The 17,563-nt window shown below is 61.9% G+C and carries 16 protein-coding genes and 1 tRNA gene; 14 read left to right on the top strand and 3 right to left on the bottom strand.

Translation table 11 applies throughout. The annotated features are described in order from the left end of the window. The first annotated feature begins 105 nt into the window (after positions 1-105). The 6 genes from LC343_RS07550 (at position 106) to LC343_RS07525 (ending at position 6,129) form a co-directional block, all read left to right on the top strand. Positions 106-579: a hypothetical protein gene (locus LC343_RS07550; RefSeq protein ID WP_223476494.1), complete on the top strand. Its 474-nt coding sequence runs from the start codon at positions 106-108 to the stop codon at positions 577-579. Between the two features lie 170 nt (positions 580-749). Next, positions 750-1,571 carry a hypothetical protein gene (locus tag LC343_RS07545; protein WP_223476493.1) on the top strand — a complete coding sequence of 274 codons (822 nt, stop codon included), beginning with the start codon at positions 750-752 and terminating at the stop codon, positions 1,569-1,571. Then, positions 1,564-2,190, top strand: a complete 627-nt coding sequence (locus LC343_RS07540; RefSeq protein ID WP_223476492.1) for a hypothetical protein — start codon at positions 1,564-1,566, stop codon at positions 2,188-2,190. The genes LC343_RS07545 and LC343_RS07540 overlap by 8 nt, the downstream gene beginning before the upstream one ends. Continuing rightward, positions 2,190-3,692 carry a GT4 family glycosyltransferase PelF gene (gene pelF / locus LC343_RS07535; RefSeq protein WP_223476491.1) on the top strand — a complete coding sequence of 501 codons (1,503 nt, stop codon included), beginning with the start codon at positions 2,190-2,192 and terminating at the stop codon, positions 3,690-3,692. The genes LC343_RS07540 and pelF overlap by 1 nt, the downstream gene beginning before the upstream one ends. Then, positions 3,692-5,176 carry an exopolysaccharide Pel transporter PelG gene (gene pelG, locus LC343_RS07530; protein ID WP_223476490.1) on the top strand — a complete coding sequence of 495 codons (1,485 nt, stop codon included), beginning with the start codon at positions 3,692-3,694 and terminating at the stop codon, positions 5,174-5,176. The genes pelF and pelG overlap by 1 nt, the downstream gene beginning before the upstream one ends. Next, positions 5,173-6,129 (top strand): glycoside hydrolase family 191 protein, encoded by a 957-nt coding sequence (locus LC343_RS07525; RefSeq protein WP_223476489.1) that lies wholly within the window; start codon positions 5,173-5,175, stop codon positions 6,127-6,129. The genes pelG and LC343_RS07525 overlap by 4 nt, the downstream gene beginning before the upstream one ends. 158 nt (positions 6,130-6,287) lie before the next feature. On the opposite strand, the gene LC343_RS07520 is transcribed toward LC343_RS07525, so the two are convergent. Further along, positions 6,288-6,363: transfer RNA gene (locus LC343_RS07520), tRNA-Thr, on the bottom strand. A gap of 214 nt (positions 6,364-6,577) precedes the next feature. On the opposite strand from LC343_RS07520, the gene LC343_RS07515 reads away from it, so the two are divergent. The 5 genes from LC343_RS07515 (at position 6,578) to LC343_RS07495 (ending at position 11,633) form a co-directional block, all read left to right on the top strand. Beyond that, positions 6,578-7,069 carry a (2Fe-2S)-binding protein gene (locus LC343_RS07515; protein ID WP_223476488.1) on the top strand — a complete coding sequence of 164 codons (492 nt, stop codon included), beginning with the start codon at positions 6,578-6,580 and terminating at the stop codon, positions 7,067-7,069. A 114-nt stretch (positions 7,070-7,183) separates the two neighbouring features. After that, complete coding sequence (locus LC343_RS07510) at positions 7,184-9,529, top strand: xanthine dehydrogenase family protein molybdopterin-binding subunit (RefSeq protein WP_223476487.1); 2,346 nt, start codon at positions 7,184-7,186, stop codon at positions 9,527-9,529. Positions 9,530-9,558: 29 nt separating this feature from the next. Next, complete coding sequence (locus LC343_RS07505) at positions 9,559-10,353, top strand: FAD binding domain-containing protein (RefSeq protein WP_223476486.1); 795 nt, start codon at positions 9,559-9,561, stop codon at positions 10,351-10,353. Between the two features lie 152 nt (positions 10,354-10,505). Next, a complete protein-coding gene (locus LC343_RS07500) occupies positions 10,506-10,835 on the top strand; it encodes a hypothetical protein (RefSeq protein ID WP_223476485.1) in 330 nt (109 codons plus the stop codon). A gap of 87 nt (positions 10,836-10,922) precedes the next feature. Continuing rightward, a complete protein-coding gene (locus LC343_RS07495) occupies positions 10,923-11,633 on the top strand; it encodes a L,D-transpeptidase (RefSeq protein WP_223476737.1) in 711 nt (236 codons plus the stop codon). A gap of 85 nt (positions 11,634-11,718) precedes the next feature. On the opposite strand, the gene LC343_RS07490 is transcribed toward LC343_RS07495, so the two are convergent. After that, positions 11,719-12,681 carry an NAD(P)H-dependent flavin oxidoreductase gene (locus LC343_RS07490; RefSeq protein ID WP_223476484.1) on the bottom strand — a complete coding sequence of 321 codons (963 nt, stop codon included), beginning with the start codon at positions 12,679-12,681 and terminating at the stop codon, positions 11,719-11,721. Between the two features lie 218 nt (positions 12,682-12,899). On the opposite strand from LC343_RS07490, the gene LC343_RS07485 reads away from it, so the two are divergent. After that, positions 12,900-13,973, top strand: a complete 1,074-nt coding sequence (locus LC343_RS07485) for a hypothetical protein (protein ID WP_223476483.1) — start codon at positions 12,900-12,902, stop codon at positions 13,971-13,973. Positions 13,974-13,987: 14 nt separating this feature from the next. On the opposite strand, the gene ppk2 is transcribed toward LC343_RS07485, so the two are convergent. Next, the gene (ppk2, locus tag LC343_RS07480) at positions 13,988-14,869 is read right to left on the bottom strand and encodes a polyphosphate kinase 2 (protein WP_223476482.1); all 882 of its coding nucleotides are present in this window, start codon (positions 14,867-14,869) and stop codon (positions 13,988-13,990) included. Between the two features lie 113 nt (positions 14,870-14,982). Between ppk2 and LC343_RS07475 the strand changes: the two genes are divergently transcribed. Both LC343_RS07475 and LC343_RS07470 read left to right on the top strand, forming a co-directional pair. Beyond that, positions 14,983-16,326, top strand: a complete 1,344-nt coding sequence (locus LC343_RS07475; RefSeq protein WP_223476481.1) for an ATP-binding protein — start codon at positions 14,983-14,985, stop codon at positions 16,324-16,326. Between the two features lie 126 nt (positions 16,327-16,452). Further along, positions 16,453-17,490: a substrate-binding domain-containing protein gene (locus tag LC343_RS07470; protein WP_223476480.1), complete on the top strand. Its 1,038-nt coding sequence runs from the start codon at positions 16,453-16,455 to the stop codon at positions 17,488-17,490. Positions 17,491-17,563: the final 73 nt, after the last annotated feature.

Genomic DNA, 17,563 nt, shown 5'->3' with positions numbered 1-17,563 from the left:
GTATTTTCGCTTGGAGCGGGCGCCTGCATGTTGGCGACACTGAGCGTTCCCAATGTTAGCGAACGAGTTGCGATGCTGAGACGCGACGGGCGCGACGAGGCCGCTGTGGCCATCGCCAACGCCGCTTACGAAATGGGCAAGGGCGGGGACTTGTTCCTCTCATCCGTGTTCGAGGTGAACAGCCGGTCCGGTGATACCGAAACGGCGCGGCAGGCCATCGGCCGATATCTTGCCCTCCACCGCGACAATGCGATTGCGCTTCGTCGTGCTGCGGATTTCTTCGCGGCGAACGACGGAAGCGCCCACCGCATCGCGATGCTCGTTCGTCTGACGGAACTGAGGAGCGAACCCGGTGATATCTCCGAACTGGCGCGGCTTTATAGGCTCGAGGGACGCTTCGAGGATGAACTGACATTACTCGACAGATTTCACGGTGTTCAACTGCCACCGGAGCTCTTAGATCGATGGGAGCGCCTGTCGACCCGGAAACGCCACTCCGAAAAGATGAAGGAGTTGGCGATCGACTTCAGCACGGATGGCGTTGCCCTCCCGTCAGAAGAAGTTAGGGCAGTCCATTGAACGTCACCCTTCGCGAAACAAACGCAAGCCGGTTGCCGCGTGAGCGATTGAAGGGCCTCCTTCTGCCGCAGATCGTGTTCGTATTTGTCGCGATGATTGTTCTTGCCGAGCTCCTGGGTCTCGGAAAAAGTCTCCTGAACTCTCAGCCGCATCCGTTCTGGATCCCGGTATTGCTGTTCTCGGTGCTTGGCGGCCTGGCCCCCGGAATCATCGCGGCGCTCCTGGCATCCGTGCTTGGTTGGCTACTCGGCGACGCCGGACTTCCGATAGGCTTCGATTTCTACGATTATCTTCTTGCCTCGGTGAAAGAGCCCGCGCTCTGGATAGGAGCGGCCGCCGTCATCGGCGGAATTACCCGCCACCAGAGAGTGCGTACCGAGGAAGCCTTCGAAACCGCCGAACGCTTCAGAATGCAGCGCGCAACCATCGCTGACTATGCCGGGACCCTTCGTGATCAAATCCGCGATCTCGAACTGGCCGGCGCGCTCCGGGCCGACGAATCGATGGGAGACTTTCGGGCGGCGCTCAAGAACATGAAGATCACCCGGAAACTGTCCGCCCGTCATAAGTTTCTGAGACGCGCATGCCAGATCGCCACCGGCTGTGAGACAGCCGTTGTATTCAGGCGCGGTGCGCATTCCTGGCGCCTGGTCGCCGGTGCGAAGATTGCCACCGATTTGAACGATCAGGAGCTCGCGGAATTCGAAACGCTCTCCTCACCCCGTGTCCTGGGGAAGCAGGTCGGCGATCAGCCCCGACGGATAGCAATTCCCTTCAATGACAAGCACGGTCCCTCGATCCTGCTTCTCGACGGGTGCCCGGCAGAAAACGATACGAAAACTCTCATATCGCTAGGCGAGTTCATCGCGGAGCGCTGGGTCCGGAGGCAGCCTATGGTCGAATTCAGCATGCGCCGCGTGCGCAAGCGCGCCGAGAGGAGACCCACGCGGGCGAACTCGGTACGCACGAAAAAGGTGCGTGCGAATGGCTGAGCGGAGGACTGAATACGCGATGCGAGAAGCGCGCTGGCGGGCTGTGGCGGCATTTACCCTGCTTTCGCTGTTCGAATGTGCGATTCTCATGGCCGGCTGGCATGGCCAGGTAGGTTGGAACGAAGTTTTGGTCCTGCATGTCGCGTCCGTCTTCGCATGCGGTGCCGTTGTTTTCCTGTTCTTCGGTGATCGGACTGCCGCAGTGACCGGTGTATTGGCGACGCTTTCTATCGGTCCCGTTGGTGCCGTGGCTGTTGCCTGCATGCTGTTGAGGCTTCAATCGAAGCAAGACGAGACGTCGAGGTGCAGCGATTGGATGGACAGAATTCACCCGTCATCGGAGCATGATCGGGACGAAGCGCTTTATCACGCAATCGTCACTGGGCGGGCTTATCAGCCGGGAGGCCTGCCGAAAGCCATCGGGGCGACGATGCGCGAAGCGCCTGCTGACGATCGGGTGAAGGCGTTGAGCCGCATCGTCGCCGCCACCGGTTCGGTTCCGGGGCAGGTTTTGTCTGCGGGCCTGACGGACGAGCATCTGTCGGTACGCGCCGCGACCGCTGCGATACAGTCCCGTCAGGTAAGCCAGGCCGCCGACGTTTCGGAAGGTCGAGCATAATGTTCTCCCTCGTGCCGCGGCAGCGATCCGCACCATCGGAAAGCGATGTCTGCCTTATCGCGGAAGGCTGCTATCCGCACGTTGCCGGCGGCGTCTCGACATGGACCGACTGGTTGATGCGGAGTTGCCAAGATACGACCTTTTCGGTGATTTCCGTCGTGATGGCTTCTGACGACCAGAAGCCTCGTTATGATTTTCCGGAAAACCTGTTGTCGATCTCCGAACTCGTTCTCGATGACTATAGGGCGGGAACCGGCGGGCGGTCACGCGTCGCCTCGGAAGACGCCGAGCGCCTGGCCACGACCATGTGCCGATTCATACTGAAAGGCGAACTGGAGGATCTTGCCTGGATCGTGCGCTTTGCAAACGATCCTGGACATCCGCGTTCCCTCGAGTTTCTCACGCATTCGCCCTTCGCGTGGCAAGTTTGCGTTGCGAGCTACAAGACCTTGATGCCGCAGGCATCCTTCAAGGACTTTTTCTGGGCGTGGCAGGCGCTTACCGGCGGCCTTTTCGCTGTGGTGAAGGCTGATTTGCCAAAGGCACGAACCTATCACGCCCTGTCCACCGGATATGCGGGGCTTCTCGCGGCACGCTCGAAGATCGAGGGAGCCGGACAGGTTATCGTTACCGAGCATGGCATCTACACCAATGAGCGGCAAATCGAGATCCTGATGGCCGACTGGATCGATGACACGATAGACAAGGGACTGGCCATTGCGGACAGCCGCTTCGATCTGCGTGATCTTTGGACGGTTGCGTTCAAGTCGTTTGCAAGGGCGTGTTATGCCGGGTGCGACCGTATTCTGACCCTTTTCGATGCCAACCAGGCAATGCAGCGCGCGCTCGGAGCGCCGGAAAACAAGCTTTCGGTTATTCCCAATGGTATTGATGTCGATCGTTTCGGCGCAATCACGAGAGCATCGGAAGATACGCCGCCGACGGTCGCGCTGATCGGGCGCATCGTTCCCATCAAGGACATCAAGACATTCCTGCGCGCCGCGGATATCGTTCGCACGGAATTGCCGCAAACCCGATTCCTGATCGCCGGTCCGGCCGAAGAAGCGCCGGACTATGCTGCCGACTGCCGGCGACTGGTCACCGACCTCGGACTTGAAGACCACGTTACCTTCACAGGAAGAGTCGATACCGCCGAATTGTTGAGCCGTTGCCATGTGGTTGCGCTGACCAGCGTGAGCGAGGCGCAGCCCCTGTGTCTGCTTGAGGCCGGTGCCGCCGGATTGCCCTGTGTTGCGACGGATGTCGGATCCTGCCGTGAACTGCTGCTTGGGACGGGAAAACGCGGCAACACGCAGCCGGGCGGATTTGTGGCGGGCGCCCTTGATGCGCCGGGCGTCGCGAGCCACCTCGTCACGCTGCTGCGTGATCCGGATTTGCGATCGCGGCTCGGCCGCAATCTCAGACACCGCGTAAACAAGCGTTACCGGGCTGATGAGGTCGCGGAGGCCTATCGCCGCATCTACGCCTGGAAGGAACACTGATGGCCGGCATAGGTTTCTCATTGCAGCGCCCGGATAATGAACACTGCGATCCGAAGCGCCAGAGAGGTGGACGCTATGGAGCAATGGCGATCATTGGTCCGTGGATATTTGCCATCCTTGCGTTTGAAATTCTTCACCGGAGCCTTGGCCTGGAGGGAGCAGACGACGACGGATTGCCGCTGCAGTCCAGCATCATCTATCTCTTCCTGGTCAGCCTTGTTTCCGCGGCACCCGTGACCGCCATCATGTTGCGCATGGTGTTCGACGATATCCATCGAAGGCAGAGCGAACACGTGGTGACGATCTACTTGCTGGCTCTCGCAGGTTCGATGACAGTTGGACTGATTGCCGCGCAAGTCGCCTTTGGTATCGTGGCGGGATTTCCAGCTGCTGATATGTTCCTGATGATGGCGGCCGCCGCTGCGATGGCGATGACATGGACCGCCGCAACTTTCGCCGCCGCGATACGCGCCTACAAGGCGATCGGTTACGCATTCATGGTCGGTTTCGCTCTCGCTGTCATGGCGACGTTGTTCGTTGCCGGCCAGTCCGCTGGACCGCAAATCCAGGCGCTTGCCTTCGCGTGCGGCTTTGCTTCCACTTTCGTATGGCTGAGCGGCGAAGTGATCCGGGTTTTCGATGGCCCATCGGCCGGGGAGCTGCGGCCGGTCGTCAAAAGGGTTCTGCGCGATGGCCTCCGCTACAGGACAATTGGTTTTGGTGCATTTGCCGCGGCGGCGGCGATATGGACGGATTCCATCGTCGTGTGGTTCGGGCCTTTTGGCGAGGTGGCGTCGAACGGGCTTTCGACGATGCCGTTCTATGACAGCGCAATGTTTGTTTCACGTATCAGCATGTTACCGGGCTTGCTCGTCTTTCTGGCATTTCATGATGGCATCTGGTTCGACCGCATGCAGGGCTTCCTCCGCGCCGTCAATCGGAACGAGGCGCTTGAGCGGATCATGGCGCAATCAGCCCTTCTCGAGGGCGCTGTCCGGTGCGGACTTCTTTGGCTGATCGCGATCCAGTCTCTCATCGCGGTGATGCTGTACGTTCTCGCACCCGCGCTTATAGAACCGTTTGGAATGATGTATCAGCAAACCGGCATATTGCGGGTCGGACTGCTTGGCACCCTGTTCTTCGCGCTATTCTCGCTGATGGCGACATTGGTCTTGTATCTGGGGCGCGACCGCGAGTTTCTCCGGCTGCAGCTTGCCTTCCTCGTTCTCAATGGGCTGGCGACCTATTTCTTCATGCGCTGGGGAGCCGATTATCTCGGATTCGGGTTCCTCGTGGCATCTGTAGCGGGTGCGGTTTTCGCCGCCGCCGTTCTCGAGGATACGCTGAATCGTCTGCCATACATCACCTTCGCCAATGCGCTGCGGAACTCGCGCAATGTGTATGCGTCGCGCGCCCCGCGACGTTTCGTGGTGGCGCTGCGCCCGTTTTCCCTGAGCGATCTTCTGCCTGCGAGGCTCCGGTGACTTTCCCGCCGAAACGTCGCCTTTGGTCGCGACGAAGCATCAACTCCGGTCTGTGGTCCGCGATTGCCGGCGGTCTGCTTGCATCGGCGACGCCATCGTTCTCCAATGCCGATGCCGACCGTGAAGACGCGCTTGCCGATCTGAATGCCGTGCGCAGGTGGGGCTGCCAGTACCAGAATATCGATGTCGATGCGATCACCGCTTCTGATCTCGATCTCATCGTACTTGAGCCCAGTCTCAATGATGATGCGCTGATATTTCTGTCGCCCGATGAGATCGACCGGATGAAAACGAAGCCCGGTGGTGGAAGGCGGCTGGTTTTGGCCTATCTGGCGGTCGGCGAAGCCAATGTGAACAGGTGGTTCTGGCCGAATGCCTGGCGCCGCTCTCCGCCCGACTGGCTCGGACCGTTGAATCCGAGCTGGCCGGGCGCACGGCTTGTTCGATACTGGGCGCCGGAATGGCAAACACTGATTTTTTCGCATCAGAAATCGCTGCTCAACCGGATCGTTGCCTCAGGCTTCGACGGCGTCCTGCTTGACCGTATCGACAGCTATGTGGAGTGGCAGGAAGAATTTCCGGGCGCCGATGTTGAAATGGTCAAGCTGGTGCAGCGAATTTCGCAGCACGCGCGCGAAAGAAATCGCGGCTTCCTGATCATGGGGCAAAACGCCGAGGATCTCCTTTACGACAGTGCCTATCGCCGCGCGCTCGACGGCTTGAACAAGGAGTCCCTGTTTACCGGGCTTCGCGGGATGGACACGGTAAACGCGGAAAGCGACGTTGCGTGGAGCCTTGAGCGCCTGGAACTTGCGAGAAAGGCCGGGATCACCGTGCTCGTCACCGACTATGCGAAATCTGAAAAGATGCGTGCATATGCCCGGCGAGCAGCCAAAAAACACGGCATGCCCCTTTTCCAGGGAACGTGGGACCTCGACAGGCTTCCGCTGTAAGAGAACGCGGACCGGTCCCCTTTCGGGTCGAGGGATTGATCCGCGAGGCTCGATTCGTCCGATATCCGGCGTGCTTGCCAGACGCCGTTACCCACACCGCCAATGGTCCACGCATTGGCCGCGAATGCGCCTGGATTCCTAGACTCTGGGAAGAAGAGTGGTGCCGCATGTCGGATTCGAACCAACGACCCCATCATTACGAATGATGTGCTCTACCAACTGAGCTAATGCGGCGGGAGCGTTACCTTGCCGGAAAAACGCTAACGCGCGCTTTATCGGCATCGGCCCCGGAATTCAAGGCCCCAATCTCCACAACAGGGCCTCACCGGCTTTATTATTTGTATCATATGGACAATTCCGTGTTTCGGTTCCAAGTTTCTCCTTGCAAGTTGCGCGAAGGCCGCCGCCTGGAGCGCGCCGAAAGATCGAAGTCAGTGGGAGGATTTTGATGTCGAAAGTGGAAATGACCGTGAACGGTCGCGCCGTCTCGGGCGAAGTCGAGGACCGGACGCTGCTCGTGCAGTTCCTGCGCGAGAACCTGAACCTGACCGGCACGCACGTCGGCTGCGATACGTCGCAATGCGGCGCCTGCGTGGTCCATGTCGACGGCAAGGCGGTGAAGTCCTGCACGATGCTGGCGGCCCAGGCCTCCGGCTCGACCGTCACCACCATCGAGGGGCTTGCCTCGGGCGGCGAACTGCACCCCGTCCAGGCCGCCTTCAAGGAGCATCACGGGCTGCAATGCGGCTTCTGCACGCCGGGCATGATCATGGCGGCGACCGACATGATCGAGCGACATGGCGGCAAGCTGGACGAGAAGACTGTGCGCGCCGAACTCGAGGGCAATATCTGCCGCTGCACCGGCTACCACAACATCGTCAAGGCGATCCTCGCCGCCGCCGAAGAGATGAGCGGCGCGGCGAAAGTGGCCGCGGAATAAGCGAATAGAGAATGGCACGGAGCGAATAGGGCAGGAGGAAGCGAAGGCGAACGGGAAAATATCCCCGCGCGCATTCGCTGTTCCCTAATCGCTTCCGACCCAAGGGAGGATTTCATGGGAATGGAAGGCATCGGCGCCCGCGTGGCGCGCAAGGAAGACAAGAGATTCATCACCGGCAAGGGCCGCTACACGGACGACATGTCCGTCCCCGGCATGAAACATGCGGCATTCGTCCGTTCGCCGCATGCTCACGCCGTGATCAAGGGCATCGATTCCTCCGAGGCGGAAAAGATGCCGGGCGTAATCGGTGTTCTGGCCGGCGCCGAAATGACGACGGACGGGATCGGTTCGCTGATCTGCGGCTGGATGATCCATTCCAAGGACGGCTCGCCGATGAATATGGGCGATTGGCGCCCGCTGGCGGACAAGAAGGTGCGCTATGTCGGCGATGCCGTGGCCATCGTCGTGGCCGACACCAAGGCCCAGGCGCGCGACGCCGCCGAGGCGGTCAAGGTCGATTACGACGTCCTGCCGGCGGTCACCAGCGCTGTCGATGCCCTGAAACCGGGTGCGCCGCAGATCCACGACAACGCGCCGGGCAACCAGATCTATGACTGGGAAATCGGCGATCTGGACGCCGTCGACAAGGCCATCGCATCGGCCGCCCATGTCACCACGCTCGACCTCGTCAACAACCGCCTCGTGCCGAATGCGATGGAGCCCCGTGCCGCGCTCGGCGTCTATGACGAGGCCGAGGATCACTACACCTGCTGGACGACATCGCAGAACCCGCATGTCGCCCGCCTCGTGATGAGCGCCTTTTACAATGTCGCGCCGGAAAACAAGCTGCGCGTCATTGCGCCGGATGTCGGCGGCGGCTTCGGTTCTAAGATCTACATCTATCCCGAAGAAATCACCTGCCTGTGGGCGTCGAAGAAGACCGGTGTGCCGGTCAAGTGGGTTGCCGACCGCACCGAGAGCTTCCTGACGGATGCCCATGGCCGCGATCACGTTACGACGATCCAGATGGCCTTCGACGCGGACAACAAGATCACCGCCCTGAAAGCGGACACGATCGCCAATCTCGGCGCCTACATGTCGCTGTTCTCGTCGGTCGTGCCAACCTATCTGCACGCGATCCTGTATTCGGGCCAGTACGTCATCCCGGCGATCCACTGCAACATGCGCACGGCCTACACGAACACCGTGCCGGTGGACGCCTATCGCGGCGCCGGCCGGCCCGAAACGACCTATGCGCTGGAGCGGGTCGTGGAAACGGCGGCGCGCGAACTCGGCGTTTCGCCGGCCGAACTGCGCCGCAAGAACTTCATCCGGGAATGGCCGTATCAGACACCGGTGATCCTCCAGTATGATTCCGGCGACTACGAGGCTTCGCTCGATGCGGCGATGAAGGCGATCGACTATGACGGCTTCCCGGCGCGCAAGGCCGAGGCCGAGGCCCGCGGCAAGAAGCGCGGCATCGGCATGAGTTGCTACATCGAGGCCTGCGGCATCGCGCCGTCCCAGGCCATCGGCTCGCTTGGCGCCGGTGTCGGCCTGTGGGAATCGGCGGAAATCCGCGTCAATGCCGTCGGCACGGTGGAAATCCTGACAGGTTCGCATTCTCACGGCCAGGGACACGAGACGACCTTCGCGCAATTGGTGTCCGACCGTTTCGGCGTGCCGATCGACTCGGTTTCCGTCGTCCACGGCGATACCGACAAGGTGCAGATGGGCATGGGAACCTATGGCTCCCGGTCCGGCCCGGTCGGCATGAGCGCCGTGGTCAAGGCGCTCGACAAGGTGGAGAAGAAAGCGAAGATGATCGCCGCGCATCTGCTCGAGGCCGATGAGTCAGACATCGTCATCGAGAACGGCCAGGTGAAGGTCGCCGGCACCGACAAGGCGCTCGGTTGGCACGAGGTCGCGCTCAATGCCTATACGGCGCATAATCTGCCGGCGGAGATGGAGCCGGGCCTGAAGGAAACGGCCTTCTTCGATCCGGCCAACTTCTCCTTCCCGGCTGGCTGCCATATCTGCGAGGTCGAGATCGATCCCGACACCGGCAAGACGGAAATCGTCAAGTTCGTCGCTTCCGACGATTTCGGCAACATCATCAATCCGATGATTGTCGAGGGGCAGGTGCATGGCGGGCTTGCGCAGGGCATCGGCCAGGCGTTGCTGGAAGGCACGTCCTACGATGCGGAGACCGGGCAGCTTTTGACGGCGACCTACATGGACTACACCATGCCGCGCGCCGACGACCTGCCGTCCTACACGGTGTCCAACACGGTGACGCCGTCTCCGCTGAACCCGCTCGGGATCAAGGGATGCGGCGAGGCGGGTGCCATCGGCTCCCCGCCGGCCTTGATGAACGCCATCACCGATGCGATCGGTAACAACAACCTGTCCATGCCGGCCACGCCGCAAAAGGTGTGGGCCGCGATCAACGCGGCCTGATCCGGTCCGAGAGCGAAAGGAAACAGATCATGTACGAGACCCATTACCATCGCGCCGGTTCCGTGGATGAGGCGGCAAAGCTGATGGGCGAGGCCGAAAGCGGCAAATATGTCGCGGGCGGCCAGACCCTTATCCCGACCATGAAGCAGCGCCTTGCCGCACCCGACAGCCTGATCGATCTGCGCCATATCGCGGACATGAAGGGCATTTCGGTCAGCGGCAAGGATGTCCGCATCGGTGCGGGCACGACCCACGCCGAAGTCGCGGGTTCGTCGGACCTCGCATCCGTCTGCCCGGGCATCTGCTCGCTGGCCGGCCATATCGGCGACCCGCATGTGCGGCACATGGGCACGATCGGCGGCTCCATCTCCAACAACGACCCGGCGGCCGATTACCCGGCGGCCATGCTGGCGCTGAACGCCACGATCCACACCAACAAGCGCGAGATCGCGGCGGAAGAGTTCTTTGTCGGCATGTTCGAGACGGCACTCGAGGAAGACGAAATCGTCACCGCGGTGTCGTTCACCGCGCCGGACAAATGCGCCTACTCGAAATTCCCCAACCCGGCGTCGCGCTATGCCATGGCAGGCGTCTTCGTGGCGAAGGGGGGTGACGGAGTACGCGTCGGCGTGACCGGCGCCGGCATGGACGGCGCGTTCCGCTGGAGCGAGGCGGAAGCGGCGCTCGGCTCGGATTTCTCGGCCGGCGCGCTGGACGGACTTTCCGTCGATGCCGGCGACATGCTGGAGGATCTCCACGGCTCCGCCGAGTACCGCGCGAACCTCGTCAAGGTCATGGCCAAGCGGGCCGTCGCCGCAATCTGACGGGCACGGATAAGGTATCGGAAAGGGCGGTTTTCGGGCCGCCCTTTTTCGTGACCGGACGCTGCTTCACGATTGTTTGAATATCTCTCCATGGAACTTTCCGGTTTCCCGCGCTTAATGCCTTTATGAGAAAATTCCTCGCAGCGGCATTGATGCTGATTATCGTTGCCGGTCACGCGCTCGCGCTGACCGCATCGGCATCCGCCATGGTTTTCCCGCAGGGTGGCCAGGTGGTTTCGGGAGCGGTGTTCGACGTTGCGGCGGTCCCCGTAAACAAGCGCGTTTGCTGGCGAAAGACCATGTTTCCTGCCGACGGCGACGCCGATTCCGGTTTAGCGCCGCCCTGTGGCGGCGACGTCAAGTTTTCCAGCGATATCAGGATAGTGTTCCAGCGTCCGGATCGTCAGGTCCACGCGGCGCGGGAACTGCACCGTCTCTTCGGCGGTAGTCGTGACGGACCGTTCAGACCTCCGATCGCCTGAACGCGAACCGCCGGCGTTCCCATAATCGCCGGCCCGTCCAACGCATTCAGGAGACCAGACATGAAAAACTCCACCATACCGCCCGATATGGGTGGTCCGCTCGGCAATTCCGGCAGCGCGGAAAATCCCCGAACCTTCTCCCGCCGCGCCATTCTTGCCGGAACGGCTGGCCTTGCGGGCGTGGCGCTGGCCGGCTGCCAGACCGCCACACCGACCGTGACGCCCGCGGCCACGCCGCCATCGGCGTCCCCGTCGGCGCTGTCAGCCTATCGCGCCCTGCCGAACGAGCGCTTTCCGATACCGGCCGTCGACCCGACGAAGGTGCCAAGTCGCTTCCACCGGCAACAGGTCTCGTATCCGACGAACGAGGCCGTTGGCACGATCATCGTCGACACGAACCAGTTCTACCTGCATCTGGTCCAGGAAAACGGCATGGCGATGCGCTATGGCGTCGGGCTCGGGCGCGCCGGATTCGAATGGTCGGGCAGGGCGAAGGTCGCCTACAAGCGCCAATGGCCGACATGGACGCCGCCCGCCGAGATGATCGCGCGTGAACCGGAACTGGAGAAATGGAGCGCCGCCAATGGCGGCATGCCGCCCGGCCCGATGAATCCGCTTGGCGCGCGGGCGCTCTATATCTTCCAGAACGGGAAAGACACGCTCTACCGTATTCACGGCTCGCCCGAATACTGGTCGATCGGCAAGGCCGTATCGAGCGGTTGCGTGCGGCTCATCCAGCAGGACGTTATCGACCTTTATGGCCGCGTGACGCCGGGCGCTGCCATCATCGTCGTGTGACCTTCAAGCCCGGTCGGGAACGGCCGGGCTTTTTCTTTCCGTCCGGAACGGGAGGCGGTGCCGCGCGATATCAGCGCTTTGGCGTTTAGCCGCAGAGGCTCGCTTTCGCCTCTGCATATTCGCGCTTCAGGCGGCCGACGAGATCGGCGACGGGCGCGATTTCCTTGACCGCGCCGATGCCCTGGCCCGAACCCCAGATATCCTTCCAGGCTTTTGCGCCGGGTTGCGCCGCCTTGTCGAAATCCATCTTGGAGGGATCGGCTTCGGGGAGTGCGTCCGGATCCATGCCCGCGCCGGATATCGAAGGCTTCAGGTAGTTGCCGTGGATGCCGGTGAAATAGTTCGAATAGACGATGTCCTTGGCCGTCGAGTCGACGATCATCTGCTTGTAGTCATCGACGGCGCGCGCTTCCGGCGTGGCGATGAAGGGCGAGCCGATATAGGCCATGTCCGCGCCCATCGCCTGCGCCGCGAGGATCGAGCGCCCGTTGGCGATCGCGCCGGACAACAGCAGCGGTCCGTCGAACCATTCGCGAATTTCCTGCACCAGCGCGAAGGGCGACAGCGGTCCCGCGTGGCCGCCCGCGCCCGCTGCAACGGCGATCAGCCCGTCCGCGCCCTTGCGGATCGCCGAATTGGCATGCCGGTTGTTGATGACGTCGTGCAGCACGATGCCGCCATAGGAGTGGATCGCCTGGTTGACCTCAGGCACCGCGCCGAGCGAGGAGATCACGATCGGCACCTTGTATTTCACGCACATGGTCAGGTCGTGCTCCAGACGCTTGTTCGACATGTGCACGATCTGGTTGACGGCGAAGGGCGCTGCCGGGCTGTCGGGATTCTTGGCGTTGTGGTCGGCCAGTTCCTCGGTGATCTGGGCCAGCCATTCGTCCAGTTGCGCTTCCGGGCGGGCATTGAGCGCGGGAAACGAGCCGACGACGCCCGCCTTGCACTGCGCCAGCACCAGTGGCGGGTGGGAAATAATGAACAGCGGGGCCGCCACCGCCGGCAATTGCAGATTTTCCTTCAGGACTGACGGCAGCGCCATCGGCTCCTCCCAAATTTTGACGTTTTCGTAAACGTAAGACCTAACTGTGTTGCGCGTGCGAGGCAAGCGGCCATACGCGGCCGGCTGCCGCAACATTGCCAGTTTTTTGGGAAGATTGGCACGTGCGCTTTCATTGGATTGACGATTATGTCAAATGCCGGAACGCTGTAACTTGAAAGATCCGGCCGAGAGGCGGACCGGAAACGGGGCAACCGCCAGTGAGTGATTTGGAAACCGCACTGAGGAACACGCTCTCCAAGGGAGACGCGTCGGATCCGGCGTTTCGCCAGCGGGTCTACCGATCCGCCATGACCGCGATGGAACGCGCGCTGGCCGATCACCCGGATCCGGATCGGCGCAGCCGGCAAAGGCAGCGTCTCATGGACGCGATCCGCGCCACCGAGGCACACCACCGTCGGCAACGCACTCGGCCCGAGGCCTCCGGTCGCGACGAGCCGCCGGCCGTGAGCGTGCGCCCCGAACCGCGCCGCCGCCCGGCGCCGCGTCCGCAATCCGAAACGCCACAACTGCGTGCCGAGCCGCGTATGGAGCGGGCGTCATCCGGTCCGTCCTTTCCGGATATCGGCGGTGACGACCGCGGTACCGGGCAGGGGTCGCGGGCAAGGCGCGCGCCCTTCGCCCTGATGCTGACGGCAGTCGTGGCGGTTGCGCTTCTCGGCTCCGGCGCATGGTGGGTATTCTCGACCGGCGCGTTCCAGAGCACGGAAGAACGCGACACGTCTGTCCCCAATCCGCCGCTCGAACTCGAAAACGAGAGTTTCCCCGGGTCTCGCGACAACGCGTCTTCTGCCGGTCCGGCGCGCATCGCCGCACGTTCGGAGGCCGAAAGCGGCTGGGTGACCCTGTTCGATCCTGCCGATCCGACGACCGTTACGCTGGAGGGCAATGCCAGCGCCGCCATCGACAGCGATCCCTTCGGCGATTTCGCCCGCATGGTTTCGCCCACCGTGCAGGACGTGATCGGTATCGACGTGCCGCCGGGAACGCTGGAAATGCTGGCCGGCAAGACGGCACAGTTCTCCTTCGTCGCTCGTGCCGACGACGATGCCGAGACGCAGATGTCGGTAACCTGCGAACTCGCAGACCTTGGCGAGTGCGGCCGCCGGCGCTTCGATGTCATCGCCAGCGACAACGAATTCCTGTTCAGCGTCGATCTTCCGGGCGGCGTCGGCGTATCGGGACCCGGCCGTCTGAAGATCGTTACCGACATTTCCGGTGCCGGCCGGGCGGTGAAGATCTCGAGCGTGCGGGTGCGCGAACTGAAGCCCTGACCGGGCGAAGCCGCCTAGAGTTCCTCGAGCGCCATCGGGCCTGAACCGATGATCTTCGGATCGGGGCTGCCGATGGCATCGGTATCCTTGCCCTCGTAATCCGTGTTGCGCAGGATATGGCGCAGCACCTCGATACGCCCGCGCCGCTTGTCGTTCATGCGAATGACCGTCCATGGCGCATGGCTCGAATGCGTCGCCTGGATCATCGTGTCGCGCGCCAGCGTGTAGTCGTCCCACTTTTGCATGCCGACGATGTCGATGCCCGACAACTTCCAGTATTTGACCGGGCTGTGACGCCGGTCGTGGAAGCGCTTCAACTGCGTTTCGAGCCCGATATTGAGCCAGAACTTGAAGAAGATGATGCCTTCCTCGACAATCATTTTCTCGAATTCCGGCGTGTCGTGCAGGAACGCCTTGTGCTGCTCCGGTGTACAGAATCCCATCACCGGCTCGACGCCGCCGCGATTGTACCAGGAGCGGTCGAAGCTCACGAGTTCGCCGGTCGTCGGGAAATGCTCGATATAGCGCTGGAAGTACCACTGTCCGCGCTCGACGTCGGAGGGCTTGGACAAAGCCACGTTGCGCGCGGTGCGCGGATTGAGGAACTCGTGCAGGACGCTGATCGATCCGCCCTTGCCGGCGGCGTCGCGTCCCTCGAACACCGCGATCAGCCGCTTGCCGGTTTCCTGCATGTGGGTATGCATGTTGACGATCTGGACCTGCAGCGCCTCGAGCGTGTCCTTGTACTCGCCCTTGTCCATCCGCTTCTTGTAGGGATAGCCGCCTGCGGTTATGTCATTGTCGTCAACCCAGTCCGGCAGCTTCGGGTCGTCTATGTCGAAGACCCTTTTCTTTCCGTCGATGTCGAATTCAACCGCGCGTGATTCCGTCGCCATGTCCGATCGCCGTTTTCCAGTTTCGCTCAGGTCGGCCAACCTATGGCTTCACGCTGGAAGCGTCCAGATGCCGAAAGCTTGCGACCGGGAAGAATTGACGCAGGGAGCGATCAATGGATGAGCCGCGCGACGGGGCGGACGAGCGATCCCCGCGCGAGGGGTTGGGCCAGGCGGTTCTGCGGCGTCTTTTCTCCAACCGCTATCCGCTGGCCGCGTCGATCGCGATCTTTGCCGGGCTCGGCGTCGCGCAGGTCCTGCCATGGACCCTTGCATTGGCGCTTATGGCCGCGATGGCCGCGGTCAGCATGTTCGCGCCGGTGCGCAGCTTCAGCCAGCGCAGGGCTGCCCTGACGCAACAGACATCCGCCGGTCCCGACGCGAAACGCTCCAGGGCTGTTCTCGACAGCCTGCCGAATCCCGTGATGCTGCTTGACCGGCGCGGAACAATTCTGGTGGTCAACAGGGCCTGCCACCGCTTTTTCGGCGATACGCTTGAAACGGGATCCTCGGTCCTGATGCGCTTCCGCAGCCCGGAACTCATCGCCATGATCAATGGCGCGCTCGCCGGCGGAACGCCCGGGCCCGTCGAGGTCATGGAACGTTACCCGATCGAACGCTGGTTCGAGGCGACGGTCGTGCGCCTTCCCGCCGAGGTCGCCGGCGATACGCCATACCTGCTGCATTTCCGCGATCTCAGCGAAACGCGCCGGATCGATCGCATGCGCAGCGATTTCATCGCCAATGCGAGCCATGAACTGCGCACGCCGCTTGCGTCGCTCTCCGGTTTCATCGAGACGCTGGCTGGCCCCGCGCGCAACGATACCGCGGCGCGCGACCGTTTCCTCGCCATCATGCTGGAGCAGACGAGCCGCATGTCGCGGCTCATCGACGACCTCCTGTCGCTGAGCCGTCTGGAAACGGCGCTGGCCAACACCGAGTTCGAACCCGTCGATATCGCCGAAGTCCTGCGCCATGTGCGCATGACGCTCGCACCCACGGCGAACGAGGCGGATGTGGCGATCAACGAGAACATCGCCGCCATCGACGATCCCGAATGCAGGGTATGGGGCAGTCGCGACGAACTGATCCAGGTCTTCTCCAACCTGATCGAGAATGCCATCCGCTATGCGGGAACCGGCAAGCGGATCGACGTTGGTGCCGAGAGGGTGCCGGTTTCGGGCGTCGACAGCATTCGCGTGACGGTTCGCGACTATGGCCCGGGCATCGAGGCCGACCATATCCCGCGCCTGACGGAGCGTTTCTACCGGGTCGATGTCGAATCCAGCCGCGCCAAGAAGGGGACCGGTCTGGGCCTCGCGATCGTCAAGCATATCCTGACCCGCCACGTCGGGCGCCTGTCGATCACCTCGCAGATGGGCGAGGGGGCCTCGTTTGTTGTCACAATCCCGGTCTGGATTGAGAAGACGGACATTCGGGATCCTGAAAGCATATTATAATCAATAATTTATGCTGTCACACAACTGTATTGTATTCGTCATAAAAGCTCTACCGAGAGAGCGATAGAACGCCCTTGTCCGGCGAGCGCCGGTCAGAGCTCACACATGCCCAAACGGGAGAATTCCATGAAAACCCTCAAGATTGCACTTGTCGCAGCACTCGGAGCGACCGCGCTGACTTCGGCTGCCGTGGCCCAGTCGCGCAACAACGTCCAGATCGCAGGATCCTCCACGGTTCTGCCTTATGCTTCGATCGTCGCTGAACTCTTCGGCGAGAACACCGACTTCCCGACCCCGGTCGTGGAATCGGGCGGCTCCTCTGCTGGCCTTAAGCGCTTCTGCGAAGGCGTTGGCGAAAACACCATCGACATCGCGAACGCATCGCGCGCCATTCGTGAGAAGGAAGTCGCTGCCTGTGCCGATGCCGGCGTGACCGACATCATCCAGGTGCGCATCGGCTATGACGGCATCGTGTTCGCCAGCCAGAAGGACGGCCCGGCTTTCACTGCTTTCGAGCCTTCCGACATCTTCAACGCCATCGGCGCCAAGGTTCTGGTGAACGGCGAAGTCGTCGACAACCCGTACAATAACTGGGCCGAATTCAACCCGGACCTGCCGGATGTCGGCATCTCCATGTTCATCCCGGGCACCAAGCACGGCACCCGCGAAGTCTTCGAGGAAAAAGTCCTGCTGATCGGCTGTGAAGCCACCGGCGCGATGGAAGCCATGATCTCCGGCGGCATGTCCGAAGACGACGCCGAGGACGCTTGCCTCGCCGTGCGTACGGACGGCGGCAAGTCGGTCGACATCGACGGCGACTACACCGAGACCCTGGCTCGCATCGACGCGAATCCGGACGGCATCGGCGTGTTCGGCCTGGCCTTCTACGAAAACAACACCGACAAGCTCAAGGTCGCGACCATGTCCAGCATCGCGCCTTCGACGGAAACCATCGCTTCGGGCGAATACCCGGTTTCGCGTCCGCTGTTCTTCTACATCAAGAAGGCACATATCGGCGTGATCCCCGGTCTGAAGGAATACGCCCAGTTCTTCGTCTCCGACGAGATCGCCGGCCCGAATGGCCCGCTGGCCAATTACGGCCTCGTTTCCGACCCGGAACTTGCCGAGACCCAGGCAATGGTTGCTGACGAAAACACCATGTAATCAGGCTTCGGTCTGATCACGAGGCGGTCCGGTATACGGGCCGCCTCTCACTTCCTGAAATACTGACGGCTAG

Origin of the sequence: Oricola indica (assembly GCF_019966595.1) — a bacterium.
Lineage (GTDB): Bacteria > Pseudomonadota > Alphaproteobacteria > Rhizobiales > Rhizobiaceae > Oricola > Oricola indica.
The sequence above is the reverse complement of the archived record's forward strand: the minus strand, read 5'-3'. Positions and strand labels throughout refer to the sequence as shown.